Genomic DNA, 16,614 nt, shown 5'->3' on the forward strand with positions numbered 1-16,614 from the left:
CCATCAGGAGAACACCATGAGCTTTCAGCAAGGCCTCTCTGGCTTGAACGCCGCCAGCAAGAACCTCGACGTCATCGGGCACAACATCGCCAACTCCAACACCGTCGGGTTCAAGGCCTCGCGGGCCGAGTTTGCCGAAATGGTGGCGTCCGCCATCGGCTCGTCCGGCGGCACCAATGCGGGCATCGGCGTCGAAGTGGGCGCGGTCTCCCAGCAGTTCACACAGGGCAATCTCACGATCACGGGCAACAGCCTGGATGTCGCCATCAACGGCAACGGCTTTTTCACGCTCACGCTGCCCGATGGCACACCCGCCTACACCCGCTCCGGCAACTTCAAGCTGGACAAGGAGGGCAACATGATCACCAACGACAACGCCAACGTGATGGGTTACCCCGTGGACCCGGTCACCGGCCTGCGTTCGGGCACCGACCCCATCCCGATGGTGTTCCCCACCTCCGAGCCCATCCCTGCCAAGCAGACCACCACGATCACGGCAGCATTCAACCTGCCGGCCACGGCCACCGATGCGGCCGGCGACCCTGCCGCCACGCCGCCCATCCCGGCCACACCGCGCGCCACCTACGGCACGTCGATCAACGTGTTCGACAGCCAGGGCGTGGCCAAGCCAGTGAGCCTGTACTTCCAGAAGACCGCCACCGACAACACCTGGGACGTGTACGACCAGCTGGACGACCCCACGGCAGTGCCTCCCGTGGTGGCAACTCCTATAGGCCAGATCACGTTTGACAACAATGGCGCCATCACGGCCCCCGTGGCCACGCCCCCCGCCACGGGCTTCGCGCTCACGCTGAACGTGAACCCGACCCCGCCCAACCCCAACAACCTGCCCGCGTTTGATGTGGCGGTGAGCCTGGACAAAGTCTCACAGAGCGGCAACAAGTTCTCGGTCTCCAACCTGAGCCAGGACGGCTACACCACGGGCGAGCTCACGGGCATCAACATCGAGAACAACGGGATGATCATGACCCGCTACTCGAACGGCGTGACCCGTGCAGAAGGCCAGCTGGCGCTGTCGAGCTTCCGCAATACGCAGGGCCTGGCTTCGGTAGGCGGCAACAACTGGGTCGCCACCTTTGAATCCGGCCAGCCGGTGGCTGGCACGGCCACCGACGGCAACTTTGGGTCGCTGCGTTCGGGCGCGCTGGAAGACTCCAACGTGGACCTGACCGCCGAGCTGGTGAACATGATGACCGCACAGCGCGCCTACCAGGCCAACGCCCAGACCATCAAGACGCAAGACCAGGTGATGTCCACCCTGGTGAACTTGCGTTGATCGGGAACGGTTCGTAAGAACTCTGCACTGAAACAGCCCTGGACAACGGAGAGCCCCCATGGACCGCATCATTTACACCGCGATGACGGGCGCCAACGCGGCCGCCCACCGGCAGGCCGTGTTGTCCAACAACCTCGCCAACGCCTCCACCCAGGGGTTTCGTGCGGAGATGTCCACCTTCCGCTCGGTCCCGATCCAGGGAGATGGCTCCAAAACCCGTGTGTTTGCGCTGGAGGCCACCTCGGGCCACGTGAGCACGCCCGGCCCCGTGCAGCGTACCGGCCGCAACCTCGACGCCATGGCCGTGGGCAATGCCTGGTTTGCCGTGCAGGGACTTGACGGTACCGAGGCCTACACCCGCGCAGGCACCTTTGAGGTGTCGGCCACGGGCCAGCTGCTCACCCCTACCGGACTGCCCGTGCTGTCCGATGGCGGCGCGCCCATTGATGTCCCGCCGGGGGCCGAAGTCACGCTGGGCTCGGATGGAACGGTCACTGCCAAGGCAGCGGGCCAGCCCGCGCAGGCCATTGGCCGCCTCAAGCTGGCCACTCCCACCCCGGAAGACCCGCTCAAGCGCGGCGACGACGGGCTGTTTCGCACCACGTCCGGCGACCCGATTGCCAATGACGCCAACGCCCGCATGCTGGCAGGCGCAGTGGAAGGCTCGAACGTGAATCCGGTGGAAAGCATGGTCGGGATGATTGCCGCATCGCGCCAGTTCGAACAGCAGATGCGCCTGCTGCAGTCCGCCGAAACCAACGACAAGACCGCCAGCCAGTTGCTGAGCATGAACGGCTGAGGTCGCGCCCCGCGCCGCCACGCCAAAAGGAAGCACCATGATCAACTCCCTCTGGATCGCCAAGACCGGCATGTCTGCCCAGCAGACCCAGCTCGACGTCATCTCGCACAACCTGGCCAACGTCTCCACCACCGGCTACAAGCGCAACAACGCGGTGTTCGAGGATCTGATCTACCAGAACCTGCGCCAGGTGGGTGCCAACACCACCGAGCAGAACCAGCTGCCCACCGGCCTGCACCTCGGCCTGGGCGTGCGCACGGTGGCCACCAGCCGCAACTTCGTGCAAGGCAGCCTGCAGGAGTCCAAGAACAACCTGGACGTGGCCATCAACGGCAATGGTTTTCTCGAAGTGACCATGCCCGACGGGACCATCGGCTACACGCGCGACGGCTCGTTCCAGGTCGATTCGCAAGGCCGCTTGGTCAACTCCAGCGGCCTGCCCGTGGCCAACGGCATCACGGTGCCCGCCAACGCCACGAGCGTGACCATCAGCGCCGACGGCGTGGTGTCGGCCACCGTACAGGGCAACACCCAGCCCCAGCCCTTGGGCAACCTGGCGATGTCGGCCTTCATCAACCCGGCAGGTCTGGAGCCCATTGGCCAGAACCTGTTCAAGGAATCGGCCGCCTCGGGCCAGCCCCAGCAGGGCACGCCCGGCACCAACGGGCTGGGTATTCTCAAGCAGGGGTTTCTGGAAGCCTCCAACGTCAACGTGGTGGAAGAGCTGGTCACCATGATCCAGGCACAGCGTGCCTATGAGATGAATTCCAAGGCCATCCAGACCTCGGACCAGATGCTGGCCAAGCTCAGCCAGCTGTGATCCCGATGCCGACACCAGGAGCGTTCGCCATGCTGCCGTTCACACGCCTTTTTGCCCTGCCCACCGCCGTGGGCGCGCTGCTGCTCACGGGCTGCGCCGCCACCCTGTCGCCGCCGCCCCCGGTGGACATCCTGCCGACCACCCCACCACCACTGGCCGCAGCGCACCGTGCACCACCGCCCGTGACCGGAGGCCTGTTCCACAACGCCAGTTACCGCCCCGCGTTCGAAGACCGCCGCGCACGGCTGGTGGGCGACAACGTCACGATCATGATCGTCGAGAACGTGACGGCCAGCCAGAAATCCTCATCCACCGTGGACCGTACCTCGGAGGCCTCGGCCGGCATCACCAACCTGCCTTTCGTGAAAAAGTCGCTGGCCGACCGCACCACGCTCGGCGCCGGTTCGGAAAGCACCTTCTCGGGCAAGGGCGGCACCGAAAGCGCCAACACCTTCACCGGCTCGATCACCGCCACCGTGGTGGACGTGCTGCCCAACGGCCACCTGGTCGTGACGGGCGAGAAGCAGATCGGCGTGAACCAGAACGTGGATGTGCTGCGCTTCTCGGGCACCATCGATCCGCGCGCGCTGCAGCCGGGCAGCATTGTCAACTCGACCCAGGTGGCCAATGTGCGGGTGGAATCCCGTGGCCGTGGCGCACAGAACGAAGCCCAGACCTTGGGCTGGATGAACCGGGTCTTCAACACGATCACGCCGTTCTAGACTCCCCCTGAGTCGCTGCGCGCCTTCCCCCTGGGGGGGGGCGCCGCCAGCGCGGCGGGGCGGCCCTTGCGCGGCGGCCCGCGCCTGGGCCGCGCCAGTTTTGACAAGCAATGGGCTATGCGATGTCCCTTGGCCCAAACCAGTCAACCCAAGAAAGCTATTATATTTATAGCTATTAGCGCTTATCCATAAAGCGCTAGCAGGCATTTTTATTCATATTTCACCTTGCAGCCTGCCCCGGACCAACCGCCCGGGCGCACGGTACGCCACCGCCGTTTCCACCCGCTCGGGAACCCATGCAATAGGCCGGTGAACCCGCTTCTTTTTGGGTTTTAGTTCCTGGCGGGGCCGCCCACAATCGGTGTCATGAAAGCCTTGTCCCACTCCCTCTTGTCACGCCCCGTGCGCGCGCTGTGGCTGTTGCTGGCCCTCGTGGCTGCTGGTGTGGCGGTGCCTGCCCATGCCTTGCGCATCAAGGAAGTGGCGGCGGTGCAGGGCGTGCGCAGCAACCAGCTGACGGGCTATGGCCTGGTGGTGGGGCTGGACGGCACGGGCGACCAGACCACGCAGATGCCTTACACCACGCAGGCCATGTCCAACTACCTGCAGCAGATGGGCATCAGCCTGCCGCCTGGCACGGCGAACCAGTTGCAGCTCAAGAACGTGGCGGCGGTGATCGTCACGGCACAGTTGCCGGCCTTTGCTCAGCCCGGGCAGATGATCGACATCAACGTGTCCTCCATGGGCAACGCCAAGTCGCTCAAGGGCGGAACGCTCATCGTCACGCCCCTGCGCGGCGCCGACGGCGAGATCTACGCCCTGGCCCAAGGCAATGTGGTGGTGGGAGGCGCGGGCGCCTCGGCGGGAGGCAGCAAGGTGCAGATCAACCACCTGAGTGCAGGCCGGGTTCCGCAAGGCGCACAGGTCGAACGCGCCGTGCCCACACCCCTCAACGAGGGCGACACCATCAACCTGGGGCTCAATGCCTCGGACTTCCAGACCGCACGCCGCGTGGCGCAGGCCATCAACACCAAACTGGGTAGCGGCCTGGCCACGGCGCTCGACGGGCGCACCGTGCAAGTGCGCGCACCGCTGGACCCCGGCGCCCGCGTGGGCTTCATCGCCGACCTGGAAGAACTGCCCCTGGAGGCGTCCACCCCCTCGGCCAAGGTCGTCATCAATGCACGCACCGGCTCGGTGGTGCTGAACCAGGCCGTGACGCTGGGCCCCTGCGCCATTGCACACGGCAACCTGTCGATCACCATCAGCTCCACGCCCGTCATCAGCCAGCCCGCTCCACTCTCGCAAGGGCAGACCGTGGTGGCGCAGCAAAGCGACATCCGCATCAACCAGGAACCGGGCAACATCATCCAGATGCCGGCTTCACCCCAGCTGGCAGACGTGGTCAAGGCGCTCAACACGCTAGGGGCCACGCCGGGCGACCTGCTGGCCATCCTGCAGGCCATCAAGGCCGCCGGCGCCCTCAACGCCGAGCTGGAAGTGATCTGACCCCGGGGAGCAACCATGGCCCTCACCCTGCCCTCGTCCAGCACCACCAGCAGCACGTCCAATGCGCTGGCGGTGGACATCCGCTCGCTCAATTCGCTCAAGTACGACGCGGGCACGGCCAACAACGCCCAGACCACGCGCGAGGTCGCCAAGCAGTTCGAGTCGCTGTTCATGCGCGAGCTGATCAAGAGCATGCGCGACGCCACGATGAAATCCGGCCTCATGGAAGGCGAGCAGGCCAACCTGGGCCAGGACATGCTGGACCAGCAGCTGTCGATCAGCATGTCGGGCCAGCAGGGTGGGCTGTCTGAAGCGATTGCACGCCAGCTCTCGCGCCAGATGGGCGGGGCCGACGCGAATTTCTCCGTGCCTTCCACACTGAGCCTGCCGCAGGCGCTGCCCCGCGCAGCGTCCTCGGCCACCGGCACACCTGCCGAGGCCACTGGACCCGCGCCCAAGGGCCGCGATGGTTTTGTGCAGCACCTCTCGGGCACCGCCGAGCGCGTGGCCCAGGAGAGCGGCATTCCCGCCAGCTTCATGCTGGGCCAGGCTGGCCACGAAACCGGCTGGGGCAAGAGCGAGATCAAGCACAAGGACGGCTCCAACTCGTTCAACCTGTTCGGCATCAAGGCCGGCAAGGGCTGGACGGGCAAGGTGGCCGAGATCACCACCACCGAATACATCAACGGCAAGGCCCAGAAGGTGACGGCGAAGTTCCGCGCCTACGACTCGTACGAGGATTCGTTCCGGGACTACGCAAAGCTCATCAAGGACAGCCCGCGCTACGAGAAGGCCGAATCCGTCGCCCAGTCCGGCTCGGCCATGGCCTATGCCTCGGCGCTGCAAAAGGCGGGCTACGCCACCGACCCCGAGTACGCCAAAAAGCTCGGCGGTGCCATCAATAGCGTGCTGCGCACGCTGCGCGCGCAGGCTTGACCATGCAAACACCCCCTGAGTCGCTTCGCGCCTTCCCCCTCTCTCGCTTCGCGGGAGGGGGACGCCCCCAGCGCGGCGGGGCGGCCCTTGCGCGGGGGCACTGGCTAGGGCCGCGCCAGTCACACGCGCTGGGGGTGCAGGCAGCGCTGGGGATCACTGAAATGCGAGGTGAGTCATGAGCTTGCTCAACGTCGGCGCCCGCGCCCTGTTGGCCAACCAGGTGGCGCTGCAGACGGCGGGCCACAACATTGCCAACGTCAACACGCCCGGCTATTCGCGCCAGACCGTGGTGCTGCAGACCGTGCAGGGCCAGTTCACGGGCGGCGGCTACATCGGCCAGGGCGTGGATGTACAGACCATCCTGCGCAACCAGAGCGAGCTGCTCACGCGCCAGTCGGCCACGGCGGGCTCGGTGCAGTCGTCCGACATCGTGCGGGCCGAGCGCCTGCGCCAACTGCAGGAGGTCTTCAGCGGCGGCACGGCGGGCCTGGGTGCAGCCATCAATGACATGATGAATGCGTTCTCGGACGTGGTGAGCGCCCCCACGGACATCACTGCGCGCACCGTGGTGCTCACGCGCATGGACGAAACCGCCTCGCGCATGCGTGCGGCCGCCGACCGCATCAACGAAATCCAGTACACCGTGACCGAACAGCTGCAAAGCAGCATCACCGCCGTCAACAGCCTGGCCGGGCAGATGGCCAGCGTGAACGAGCAGATCGCGCGCGCCAAGGGCAATGGCCAGACTCCGAACGACCTGCTGGACCAGCGCGACCAGATCATCCGCGACATCAACCAGTACGTGCAGACCACGCAGATCCCAGCTGACGATGGCACCGTGGGCCTGTTTGTGGCGGGCAGCCAGCCGCTGGTGCTGGGCACCACGGCCACCAGCCTGTCCATCGATGACGCGACGGCCTTCCCCGGCAGCGGCCAGATCAAGCTGTTCTTCAACCGGCCCGGTGCGCCAGCCGTGGAGATGGACGAGAACGTGCTCGGCGGGGGCTCGATGTCGGGCCTGCTGCGCTTTAACAACAACGATCTGGCCGAAGGGCGCAACCTGCTGGGCCGCATGGCCATGGCCATCGGCATGACGATGAACGACCAGCACAACCTGGGCCTGACGCTGGACGGTGCGCTGGGCAAGGACCTGTTCGCGCTGCCCGCCAGCATGCCGGGCCACACCAACGGCGCGGGCGTGGGCACGGTGTCCTTCACCGGCCCCACGGAGTTCGCGGCGTCGGACTACGAAATCCGCTTTACCACCGGCACGGCCGGGCAGGTGGTGCGCTTGTCGGACGGCACGTCCACCCCGTTCACCGACGCGGCCAACCTGGCCACGCTGCAGATCGACGGCCTGAACTTCAACCTGACCACGCCCGGCAACCCCGGCGAGCGCATGTTGTTCAAGCCGTTCAGCACCGCGGCGGCCAACATCCAGTCGCTGGTGTACTCACCGCGTGATCTGGCTGCGGCCAACCCCATCAACGCGGCCATGGGCACCTCCAACGGCGGCACGCTGCAGCTGGCGGGCCTCAAAGCCACGGGCCTGCCCAACCCGCCAGGGCTGGTGCTGCCGCCCAACGCCAACCCGGCGGCGTTGCCCCCCATCCTGGGCGGTATCCAGCTGCAGTTCACGGCCGGCCCGCCCACCACATACGACGTGCTGGACCGGGGCACTGCGCCACCCACCACCATTGCCGCCGCGCAGCCCTACACGCCGGGTGCACCCATCTCGATCAACGGTTGGGAGATCAAGCTGCAGGGCAGCCCCAACACGGGCGACACCGTCGTGATCGGCAATGCATCGGACCCGCAGTACGGCGACATCTTCACGCGCAACGCGGGCAACGCGAGTGCGCTCATGGGCCTGCGGGACGTGAAGATGTTCGACGAGTCCACACTCTCCGACGGCTACGCTGGGGCCATGGCCCAGGTGGGCACCCGCACCCAGAGCGCGCTGTTCGCGGCCGAGCTGTCCACCACCATAGCGGCCAACCTGGAACGGGACCGTACGGCGATTTCGGGCGTGAACCTGGACGAGGAGGCTGCAAGGCTGATCCAATACCAGCAGGCGTACCAGGCATCGTCCAAAATGATCCAGATTGCGCAAAACATCTTTGACTCGCTGCTGCAGGGCCTCGGCCGCTGACCGCGGGACAGGAGTTAGGAGTTCGACATGAGTAACAGCATCTACCGCCTTGGCACGGCAAACATGTATGACAACGCGCTGCGCAACCTGGGCACGCGCCAGACCAACCTGTCGAACCTGCAGGAGAACCTGACCTCGGGCAAACGCGTGGTGCGGGCCAGCGATGACCCCGTGTCGGCCGCGCAGGCCGAACGCGCCATCAACCGGCTGGCGCGCATCCAGACCGAGCAGCGCGCACTGGAAACGCAGCGCAACGCCATCGCGCAGGCCGAGTCCGCCCTGGGCGACGCAGTGGACCTGGTGCAGAACTTCCGCGAACTGGTGGTGAACGCCGGCAGTGCGGCCCTGACCCCCAACGACCGCAACACCATCGCCAACCAGCTGCAAGGCCTGCGCGAGCAGCTGCTGGAAGTAGCCAACCGCAAGGACACAAACGGCGTTCCCCTGCTCAGCGCCCTGGGCAGCGCGCTCGCGCCGTTCCTCGGCCCCCTGAGCACCAGCCCCGACTACAGCTTTGAAGGACTGCCTGGCCAGACAGCCAGCAGTGGCGTGTCGATTCCCAACACCCTGGATGGCGAAGCCGCCTTCATGTTCGACCCGCAGCGCGATGGTGTCTACACCGCAGGTGTCAGCGCCATTCCCTCCAGCCGCTTCCTCAACACCACGGCGGTCACCCCCGTGGACCCGAGCCTGGTAACGGGCGACAACTACACCATCACCTTCAGCGCGGTCGGCCCGGGTGCCACACCCGGCACCACCACCGCCACCTACACGCTCACCAACACCACCACAGGCGCCGTGTCACCGGCCGTTGTGGTGCCCGACTATCCCACCGACAAGCCAGTGACCATCGCCATCACCAGCATCCCGGGCCTGAGCTTCGACATCAAGGGCAACCCTGCCACCGGGGACACCATTACCCTGCAGCCCAGCCCGAGCATGTTCAGCACCCTGGACAACGCGATCCGCGACATCCGCAGCGCCCCCGACAGCAATGCAGCGGCGCAGGCAGTGGGGCAGGCCCTGGGCAACATGGACATTGGCCTGGAACGCCTGCACAACATGCGCGGCTACGCAGGCGAGCTGCTCAACCGAGCGGACCGCATCACAGGTGACCAGGAAAAGCGCTCCATCCAGCTCGAAGGCGACCGCTCGCGGGCCGAGGATCTCGATATGATCCAGGGAATTTCAGACTTCCAGAACCAGCAGGTGGGCTACGAGGCAGCACTCAAGTCTTATGCGCAGGTTCAGAAGCTGTCCCTGTTCAATTTCATCAGTTAAAGCGGGCCTGCCCACGCTGCACAGCCCCGGGCGGGGACAGGCCCCAACGACGAGACAACCGCCTAAGAGCACATGGTCCAATCTGTCCTTGGCAGCCTGATTCTGGGTTACCGCCCTTTGTGGAACCGCGCCCGCAAGCTCGCGGCCATCCAGCTTTATGTGCACAGCGAGGCCTCGGCCCTGGTCGATACCGCCCACCTGCTGCGCACGCTGCAGGAGTTGTGGTCTGCCAGTTCTCCCCCGATTCTGCTGTCCCCCCAAAGCCACCAGCTGTTGTCCAACATGCTGGAGCACGCGCCACGTGGCGCGCCCTGGATCGAGGTGCGCGGCAACTGGCTGTCCGACTCCACCATCTACGCTCTGGTCAAGGCCGCCCACCAGCGGGGCCTGAAGCTCGTGTGGCGCGGTGAGCTGGGTCGGCTGCCCGAGCCCGACATTGCCCAGTGCTTTGACAACAGCCTGCTCACCCTGCGCCCCGAAGACGCCGTGGCGGCCCTGAAGGCGGCCCCCGCCGCACGCCCTGGCGGCACCCCCACGCAGCCCGCGCGCACCACCAGCCCGGTGCTGGCCGGGCAGATGTACGAGAACATTGCCAGCCGCGCGCTCATGGAGCATTGCCTGGATCAGCACAACGCCCTGGCACTGGCCGGCTGGCCCACCGAAGACGTGCTCTACAGCCTGCGCCACCATCCCCAGCAGCCATCGCACGCGGTGATCTTCAAGCTCATGAAGGCCATCGACGCAGAGCAGTCGCTGGAAACCTTTGAAGACATCATGGGTCAGGACCCGATCCTGGCGTACCGCTTTATGGTGTACACCAACTCTGCGGCCCTGGGCCTGCGCACCGGCATCGATTCGCTGCGCCGGGGCCTGGTGATGATGGGCTACGGCTCCATCAAGCGCTGGCTGTCCGACCAGCTGCCCCATGCCAGCACCGACCCCAACATGCAGCCGGTGCGCGAGGCCATGGTGATGCGTGCCCAACTCACCGCACAGCTGCTCGACGCGGGCGTGGAGAACGATCTACGCCGCGAGATCTACCTGTGTGGTCTGCTATCGCAGATCGACGACCTGCTGGGGGAGCCGCTTGGCACCATCCTGCGCCGTCTGCCCTTGTCCGAGCGCATCTATGACGCCACGGTGCTGCGCACCGGCCCCTACACCGGTGGCCTGCAGATGGCATGCGCGCTGGAGACGGACGACGCCAGTGCCATTCGCAACCTCTGCGAGACGTTCGAGCTGGACCTGGAAGAGGTCAACCGCGCGCTGCTGCGGGTGCTGGCCGACCTGGAAGTAGAGCGAAGATAACCCCCCTGAGCTGCTGCGCGTCTTCCCCCAAGGGGGACGCCACCGGTGGCCCGGCAAAGCCGGTTCCACGGTGGCACTGGCTGGGGCCGCGCCAGTATTTGCCGACAGCGCCAGTCTGGGACATGGGCTCAAAGGCAGTGGGTCGGCTCACCGTGCCTGCTCATCGCGCACCCGCGCAAAAGTCTTCCAGAACTCCGCCTCCTGCGTGGTCGCAAAGTTGATGCGCATGAGGGTGCTGGGTTTGCGCTCTGCATGGAACAGCGCGCCGGGCGCCAGCAGGTAGCCCTCGTCGAGCATGCGCTGCGACAGCGCGTCGGTGTCCACCCCCGTCTCCACCCAGCCAAACAGGCCCACGGGCTCGGCTGCAAAGGTGCAGCCCGCGCCCAGCGCCAGCTTCACGCTGCGTGCACGCGCAGCGTCGAGCCGCGTGCGGATGCGCTCGGCGTGGCGGCGCAGTTGGCCCTGTTCGATGCACAGGGCCAGGGCTTTTTCCAGCAGCGCGGGCGTGGTCAGCGTGGCCAGCAGTTTGGTGTCCAGCAATTGCTCCACCAGCGCGGGGGGTGCGGCCATGAAACCGATGCGCCAGTTGGGCGCGAGGATCTTGGCAAAGCCGCTCACGTAGATGGTGCGCTGCAGCCCATCGAGCGCCGTGAGGCGCGTGGCGTGCTCGGGCGCGATGTGGCTGTAGGTATCGTCCTCCACCACATGGAAGTTGTACTGGTTGGCCAGCTGCAGGATGCGATGCGCGCTGCCCGGAGACAGGCAGTAGCCCGTGGGGTTGTGGAACACGCTCACGCTCACGTAAAGCTTGGGCTGGTGCACCTCGCAGTACTTCGCCATCACCTCCAGATCCGGCCCATCGGCACGGCGCGGCACTGGCAGGATGTGCATGCCCAAAGCAGACAAGCGCGCAAACTCCACCGCCCAGCCAGGCTCCTCCACCATCACCGGGTCGCCCGGGCGCAGCAGCGTGCGGCTCACGATGTCGAGCGCGTGGGTGGCACCCACGGTGGTGATGATGTTTTCGGGGGCCGCATGCACATTCAGCGTGGCCAGCTTCTTGGACAGCACCCGGCGCAGCCCCGTGTCGCCCAGAGGCTCGCCGTACTGCAGCGAAAAATCATTCAACGCGCGTGTGCTGGTTACCTTGCGCACAGCGGCGGGCATGAAGGTGGACTCCAGCCAGGCAGGCGGAAACACGCCCATGCCGGGCTGCGGCTTGTCGCTGATCTTGTGGAACATGCCCCGGATCAATGCCGTGGCGTTGACGGGCGGCGCCCCCCGCGCTGCACCGCGCCCGGCGCCCCGCGCGGCAAACCAGTGCGCGGTGCTCCAGTTGCCCATGGCACGCTCGACTTCCTGGGCGCCCGCGTCGTCGTCCTCAGCGCCCCTGTCCAGCAACCCGTTGGCCATCTCGCGCACAAAAAAACCCCGGTTCTTGCGCGCCTCCACCAGCCCCTGCGCCAGCAATTGGTCGTACGCTGCCACCACAGTGGAAGGGCTCACGCCATGCTGCTGCGCGCACTGCCGCACCGAAGGCAGGCGCGCGCCGGGCGCCAGCAGCCGGTTGCGGATGCGCTCGCCAAAACGCGCCGACAGCTGCTCGGTCAGCGACTGGGTGGTGGTTTTCATCAGCATGGCGGTGTCCTTGTGTACTGTTATCGCAGCCAATACAGATCACGAACTGCCCTGCTTAACTGTACTGGTTGTGTACTGACATCGAAGATTACATTGAAGCCCAGGCGCTGACAAGCCGCCCGCCATAAAGCCCGGACCCACCTGCCCATGACCGCCCCCGAACTGACTGCCCTGCTGCTGTTCTGCACCGCGATGAGTTTTTCGCCGGGGCCCAACACCACCTTGTCCACTGCGCTGGCCGCGAACCTGGGCCTCAAGCGCGCTCTGCGCTTTTGCTTTGCGGTGCCCACAGGCTGGACGCTGCTCATGCTGGGCAGCGGCCTGGGCCTGGGCGCCCTGATTACCGGAGTGCCCGCGCTGCGCTGGGCCGTAACGCTGCTGGGCGTGGCCTACATGCTCTGGCTGGCCTGGAAGCTCAGCCGCGCAGGCAAGATGACCGAGATCGACACCACGCGCCTGAACGTGACCTTCTGGCAGGGCGTGGGTCTGCAGTTTGTGAACATCAAGGCCTGGATGCTGGCGCTCACGCTCAGCGCAGGCTGGGTGGTCAACGCCGCAGGCCAGCCCTCGACCAACCCGGGCGAGCGCCTGGCCATCATCTGCGGGGTGATGATGGTGTTTGCGTTCACCAGCAACTTTGCCTACGCGCTCATCGGCTCGCTGCTGCGCCAGTGGCTGGCGCAGGGCCAGCGCCTGCTCTGGTTCAACCGCGCACTGGCCCTGGTGCTCGTTGCCACTGCCCTTTGGATGCTCGCGCTATGAACAACGCACAAGAACGCGAGGCGCTGGTCTGGGGGCTGGTGGGCGTCACCCTGTTTGCGGCCACCCTGCCGATGACCCGCCTCGCCGTGGGGCCCACCGACGCGCCGCAGCTGTCGCCCTGGTTCGTCACATTCGGCCGCGCCGCCGTGGCAGGGCTGCTGTCCATCGCCTACCTGTGGCTGCAGCACGCGCGCGGGCGCCTCAACCTGCCGCAGAAAGCAGAATGGCCGCTGCTGGCCATCACGGCCTTTGGCGTAATCGTGGGGTTTCCGCTGTTTCTGGCTCTGGCGCTGCGCCATGTGCCCAGCACACACGGGGCCGTGGTCACCGCCTTGCTGCCACTGTCCACCGCCTTGCTCGGCGCGCTGTGGTATCGGCAAAGGCCCTCCGCCGGATTCTGGGCCTGTGCGGTGCTGGGCAGCAGCCTGGTGCTGGGCTTCATGGTGTGGCGGGCCGGTGGCATCTACCTGGGTGCAGCCAACATCTATCTGCTCATAGCCATGACCACGGGCGCGTTCGGCTACATCGGCGGCGCCCGCCTCACGCCACGCCTGGGGGCCGAGCAGGTCATCTGCTGGGTACTGGTGTGCTCCCTGCCGCTGACCATTCCCATCGCCTGGTGGTTTGCACCGGCCGTGCCCTCGGCCATTGGCGGCATGAGCTGGCTGGGCTTTATCTACGTGGCGCTGTTCTCGATGTGGATCGGCTTCTTCGCCTGGTACCGGGCGCTGGCACTGGGCGCCGTGCGCGTGAGCCAGATCCAGCTGATCCAGCCGTTCCTGAGCCTGCTCTTCGCCGTGCCGCTGCTGGGAGAGCGGCTGGATACCGTCACGGTGGTGTTTGCGCTGGCCGTGATTGCCACCGTGTTTGTGGGCAAGAAGATGCCCGTTCACCAAGGAGCCGCCACATGACCTCCATCGACCCGGAAAAACGCCTGCAGCAGCTGGGCCTAGTGTTGCCCACCGTGACCGCACCCCGTGGCAACTTCGACGCCTATGTGCTCGACGGCAACACGCTGTACCTGTCGGGCAAGGGCGCTCCCGCCCGCGAAGACATGGCCACCGTGCCCAAGGTAGGGCGCGAAATCAGCGCCGCAGAAGCCAGGGACCATGCCCGCGAGGTGGGACTGCATCTGATCGCGACGATGAAGGCTGCACTGGGCGACCTTTCGCGCGTGCGCCGGGTCGTGAGGGTCCTGGGCATGGTCAACGCCACCCCCGACTTCATGCAGCACACCGAGGTCATCAACGGCTGCTCGGACCTGCTGGTCGAGGTGTTCGGCGACGCGGGGCGGCATGCGCGCTCTGCCGTGGGCGTAGGCTCCCTGCCGCGTGGCTTCGCGGTGGAGATTGAAGCGGTGGTTTCCGTGAAAGACTGACAGCCATGCAGATACACAACATCCCGTTTGCCACCACCGACTGGTCCAACATTCCCCGCGAAGAAAAAAGCGCACAGGCAGGCCAGGCCTTCTGGCGCACGCAGCAGTTCGGCGACATGCGCGTGCGCATGGTGGAGTACACCGCCGGATACGTTTCGGACCACTGGTGTGTCAAGGGCCATGTGCTGCTGTGCCTCAGCGGAGAATTGCACACCGAACTGGCCGACGGCCGCCGCTTCACGCTGACGCCGGGCATGAGCTACCAGGTGGCGGACAACGCCGAGCCCCACCGTTCCAGCTCACCCCAAGGGGCAACCTTGTTCATCGTGGACTGACCAGGAAGATGGGAACGCCTGTGAAATACTCCGTGGAACACGCATTGCAGCAGCTACCTGGCCCGGCCGGTGAGCGGTTCGTGGAGCTCTTGCGCCACGGCAGCATGCGCACGGAGCTGTATGCGCCACGCGGCCACGACCCGCAGCAGCCGCACGCGCAGGACGAGTTGTATTTCGTCCAGCGTGGGAGCGGAGAATTCGTGCAAGGTGAAGCCCGCCACCACTTTGCAGCCGGAGACGCCTTTTTTGTACCTGCGGGACAGCACCACCGCTTTGAGAATTTTTCTGACGACTTTGCAACATGGGTAGTCTTTTGGGGACCGCCCGGAGGAGAACGAGAGTGAAACTGAACGACCTTCCACAGACCAGCACCTGGACCCTGGCGCGCCGCGCCGAGCGCATGAACCCTTCGGTCATCCGCGAAATCCTCAAGGTCACTGAAAAGCCCGGCATCATCAGCCTGGCGGGCGGCCTGCCCTCGCCCAAGACTTTCCCGGTGTCGGCCTTTGCCGAAGCCTCGGCCGCCGTGCTGGCCAATGACGGCCCCGCCGCCCTGCAATACGCCGCCAGCGAAGGGTACGCCCCGCTGCGCCAGGCCATCGCGGACTTCCTGCCCTGGGATGTGGATGCCGACCAGGTGCTCATCACCACCGGCTCGCAGCAGGCGCTGGACCTGATCGCCAAGGTGCTGATCGACACCGACAGCCGCGTGCTGGTCGAAACCCCCACCTACCTGGGCGCGCTGCAGGCCTTCACGCCCATGGAGCCTGCCGTGGTGTCCGTGGCCAGCGATGACGAAGGTGTGCTCATCGACGACCTGAAGGCCAAGGTGGGCACGGGTGCCAACAAGGCGCGCTTTTTGTACGTGCTGCCCAACTTCCAGAACCCCACGGGCCGCACCATGAGCGAAGCACGTCGCGCCGCCCTGGTGCAGGCTGCCGCTGAACTGAACCTGCCGCTGGTAGAAGACAACCCCTACGGCGACCTGTGGTTTGACAACCCGCCACCCGCGCCGCTGACGGCCCGCAACCCTGAAGGCTGCATCTACATGGGCTCGTTCTCCAAGGTGCTGGCACCCGGCCTGCGCCTGGGTTTTGTGGTGGCGCCCAAGGCGGTTTACCCCAAGCTGCTGCAGGCCAAGCAGGCTGCCGACCTGCACACGCCCGGCTACAACCAGCGCCTGGTGGCCGAGGTGATGAAGGGCAATTTCCTGGACCGCCATGTGCCCACCATCCGCGCGCTGTACAAGCAGCAGTGCGAGGCCATGCTGGCCGCGCTCGACAAGGAAATGCAGGGCCTCGGTGTGCAGTGGAACCGCCCCGATGGCGGCATGTTCCTGTGGGTGCGCCTGCCCGAAGGCATGAGTGCCGTCGAACTGCTGCCCAAGGCGGTGGAGCGCAACGTGGCCTTCGTGCCCGGCGCGGCGTTTTATGCCGACAACGCCGACCCGCGCACACTGCGCCTGTCGTTCGTCACATCGACGGTAGAGCAGATTGCCACCGGCATTGCTGCGCTGGCAGCGGCCATCCGCGATAACAAGTGAACAACCCCCTGTGGCGCTGCGCGCCTTCCCCCTTCTCTGACATCGCTGCGCGATGCGGAAGGGGGACGCCGCCAGCGCGGCGGGGCTGCCCTTGCGCGGCGGCCGCTGGCCGGGCCACGCCCGCTTCATACATC

Annotated in this window: 16 protein-coding genes; 15 read left to right on the forward strand and 1 reads right to left on the reverse strand. The window is 66.1% G+C overall.

The genetic code is table 11. From position 1 onward, the window contains the following. Positions 1 to 16: 16 nt before the first annotated feature. The 9 genes from flgE to ACT89O_RS21565 all read left to right on the forward strand — a co-directional run bounded on the left by flgE (position 17) and on the right by ACT89O_RS21565 (position 10,824). The gene (flgE, locus tag ACT89O_RS21525) at positions 17 to 1,297 is read left to right on the forward strand and encodes a flagellar hook protein FlgE (protein ID WP_121421300.1); all 1,281 of its coding nucleotides are present in this window, start codon (positions 17 to 19) and stop codon (positions 1,295 to 1,297) included. A 58-nt stretch (positions 1,298 to 1,355) separates the two neighbouring features. Then, on the forward strand, positions 1,356 to 2,096 hold the full coding sequence (gene flgF, locus ACT89O_RS21530) for a flagellar basal-body rod protein FlgF (protein WP_121421301.1): 741 nt from the start codon (positions 1,356 to 1,358) through the stop codon (positions 2,094 to 2,096). Between the two features lie 37 nt (positions 2,097 to 2,133). After that, on the forward strand, positions 2,134 to 2,916 hold the full coding sequence (gene flgG / locus ACT89O_RS21535) for a flagellar basal-body rod protein FlgG (RefSeq protein WP_121421302.1): 783 nt from the start codon (positions 2,134 to 2,136) through the stop codon (positions 2,914 to 2,916). A 29-nt stretch (positions 2,917 to 2,945) separates the two neighbouring features. Beyond that, positions 2,946 to 3,638 (forward strand): flagellar basal body L-ring protein FlgH, encoded by a 693-nt coding sequence (locus tag ACT89O_RS21540; RefSeq protein WP_487261130.1) that lies wholly within the window; start codon positions 2,946 to 2,948, stop codon positions 3,636 to 3,638. 357 nt (positions 3,639 to 3,995) lie between these two features. Beyond that, a complete protein-coding gene (locus ACT89O_RS21545) occupies positions 3,996 to 5,147 on the forward strand; it encodes a flagellar basal body P-ring protein FlgI (RefSeq protein ID WP_121421304.1) in 1,152 nt (383 codons plus the stop codon). Positions 5,148 to 5,162: 15 nt separating this feature from the next. Further along, positions 5,163 to 6,083 carry a flagellar assembly peptidoglycan hydrolase FlgJ gene (flgJ, locus tag ACT89O_RS21550; RefSeq protein WP_487261131.1) on the forward strand — a complete coding sequence of 307 codons (921 nt, stop codon included), beginning with the start codon at positions 5,163 to 5,165 and terminating at the stop codon, positions 6,081 to 6,083. Positions 6,084 to 6,258: 175 nt separating this feature from the next. Next, entirely contained in the window at positions 6,259 to 8,235 is a 1,977-nt protein-coding gene (gene flgK / locus ACT89O_RS21555; protein WP_055398315.1) for a flagellar hook-associated protein FlgK, read from the forward strand. Between the two features lie 27 nt (positions 8,236 to 8,262). Continuing rightward, entirely contained in the window at positions 8,263 to 9,516 is a 1,254-nt protein-coding gene (flgL, locus tag ACT89O_RS21560; RefSeq protein ID WP_055398316.1) for a flagellar hook-associated protein FlgL, read from the forward strand. Between the two features lie 72 nt (positions 9,517 to 9,588). Further along, positions 9,589 to 10,824, forward strand: coding sequence for an HDOD domain-containing protein (locus ACT89O_RS21565; RefSeq protein ID WP_121508438.1), 1,236 nt, complete (start codon positions 9,589 to 9,591; stop codon positions 10,822 to 10,824). A gap of 147 nt (positions 10,825 to 10,971) precedes the next feature. On the opposite strand, the gene ACT89O_RS21570 is transcribed toward ACT89O_RS21565, so the two are convergent. After that, on the reverse strand, positions 10,972 to 12,462 hold the full coding sequence (locus ACT89O_RS21570; RefSeq protein WP_487261132.1) for an aminotransferase-like domain-containing protein: 1,491 nt from the start codon (positions 12,460 to 12,462) through the stop codon (positions 10,972 to 10,974). A gap of 147 nt (positions 12,463 to 12,609) precedes the next feature. Here ACT89O_RS21570 and ACT89O_RS21575 point away from each other — a divergent pair, with 147 nt between their 5' ends. From ACT89O_RS21575 to ACT89O_RS21600, 6 genes are read left to right on the forward strand one after another with little or no spacing between them, the layout of a single operon-like run. Continuing rightward, positions 12,610 to 13,224 carry a LysE family translocator gene (locus tag ACT89O_RS21575; protein ID WP_121421310.1) on the forward strand — a complete coding sequence of 205 codons (615 nt, stop codon included), beginning with the start codon at positions 12,610 to 12,612 and terminating at the stop codon, positions 13,222 to 13,224. After that, on the forward strand, positions 13,221 to 14,135 hold the full coding sequence (locus ACT89O_RS21580; RefSeq protein ID WP_487261133.1) for a DMT family transporter: 915 nt from the start codon (positions 13,221 to 13,223) through the stop codon (positions 14,133 to 14,135). Before ACT89O_RS21575 ends, ACT89O_RS21580 begins: the two co-directional genes overlap by 4 nt. Then, entirely contained in the window at positions 14,132 to 14,602 is a 471-nt protein-coding gene (locus tag ACT89O_RS21585) for a RidA family protein (protein ID WP_487261134.1), read from the forward strand. The genes ACT89O_RS21580 and ACT89O_RS21585 overlap by 4 nt, the downstream gene beginning before the upstream one ends. 5 nt (positions 14,603 to 14,607) lie before the next feature. Then, complete coding sequence (locus ACT89O_RS21590; RefSeq protein WP_487261135.1) at positions 14,608 to 14,937, forward strand: DHCW motif cupin fold protein; 330 nt, start codon at positions 14,608 to 14,610, stop codon at positions 14,935 to 14,937. A gap of 8 nt (positions 14,938 to 14,945) precedes the next feature. Further along, positions 14,946 to 15,281, forward strand: coding sequence for a cupin domain-containing protein (locus tag ACT89O_RS21595; RefSeq protein WP_255577898.1), 336 nt, complete (start codon positions 14,946 to 14,948; stop codon positions 15,279 to 15,281). Beyond that, a complete protein-coding gene (locus tag ACT89O_RS21600; RefSeq protein ID WP_176887189.1) occupies positions 15,278 to 16,480 on the forward strand; it encodes an aminotransferase-like domain-containing protein in 1,203 nt (400 codons plus the stop codon). Before ACT89O_RS21595 ends, ACT89O_RS21600 begins: the two co-directional genes overlap by 4 nt. Positions 16,481 to 16,614: the final 134 nt, after the last annotated feature.

This window comes from Acidovorax sp. NN32 (genome assembly GCF_057597245.1).

Excerpts from the sequence above, each read along its gene's own strand:
- flgK (WP_055398315.1), top strand. The coding sequence starts at position 6,259 with ATGAGCTTGCTCAACGTCGGCGCCCGCGCCCTGTTGGCCAACCAGGTG.
- flgF (WP_121421301.1), top strand. The coding sequence starts at position 1,356 with ATGGACCGCATCATTTACACCGCGATGACGGGCGCCAACGCGGCCGCC.
- ACT89O_RS21575 (WP_121421310.1), top strand. The coding sequence starts at position 12,610 with ATGACCGCCCCCGAACTGACTGCCCTGCTGCTGTTCTGCACCGCGATG.
- flgG (WP_121421302.1), top strand. The coding sequence starts at position 2,134 with ATGATCAACTCCCTCTGGATCGCCAAGACCGGCATGTCTGCCCAGCAG.
- ACT89O_RS21565 (WP_121508438.1), top strand. The coding sequence starts at position 9,589 with ATGGTCCAATCTGTCCTTGGCAGCCTGATTCTGGGTTACCGCCCTTTG.
- ACT89O_RS21580 (WP_487261133.1), top strand. The coding sequence starts at position 13,221 with ATGAACAACGCACAAGAACGCGAGGCGCTGGTCTGGGGGCTGGTGGGC.
- ACT89O_RS21570 (WP_487261132.1), bottom strand. The coding sequence starts at position 12,462 with ATGCTGATGAAAACCACCACCCAGTCGCTGACCGAGCAGCTGTCGGCG.
- ACT89O_RS21540 (WP_487261130.1), top strand. The coding sequence starts at position 2,946 with ATGCTGCCGTTCACACGCCTTTTTGCCCTGCCCACCGCCGTGGGCGCG.
- ACT89O_RS21585 (WP_487261134.1), top strand. The coding sequence starts at position 14,132 with ATGACCTCCATCGACCCGGAAAAACGCCTGCAGCAGCTGGGCCTAGTG.
- flgE (WP_121421300.1), top strand. The coding sequence starts at position 17 with ATGAGCTTTCAGCAAGGCCTCTCTGGCTTGAACGCCGCCAGCAAGAAC.
- ACT89O_RS21595 (WP_255577898.1), top strand. The coding sequence starts at position 14,946 with ATGGGAACGCCTGTGAAATACTCCGTGGAACACGCATTGCAGCAGCTA.
- flgJ (WP_487261131.1), top strand. The coding sequence starts at position 5,163 with ATGGCCCTCACCCTGCCCTCGTCCAGCACCACCAGCAGCACGTCCAAT.
- ACT89O_RS21590 (WP_487261135.1), top strand. The coding sequence starts at position 14,608 with ATGCAGATACACAACATCCCGTTTGCCACCACCGACTGGTCCAACATT.
- flgL (WP_055398316.1), top strand. The coding sequence starts at position 8,263 with ATGAGTAACAGCATCTACCGCCTTGGCACGGCAAACATGTATGACAAC.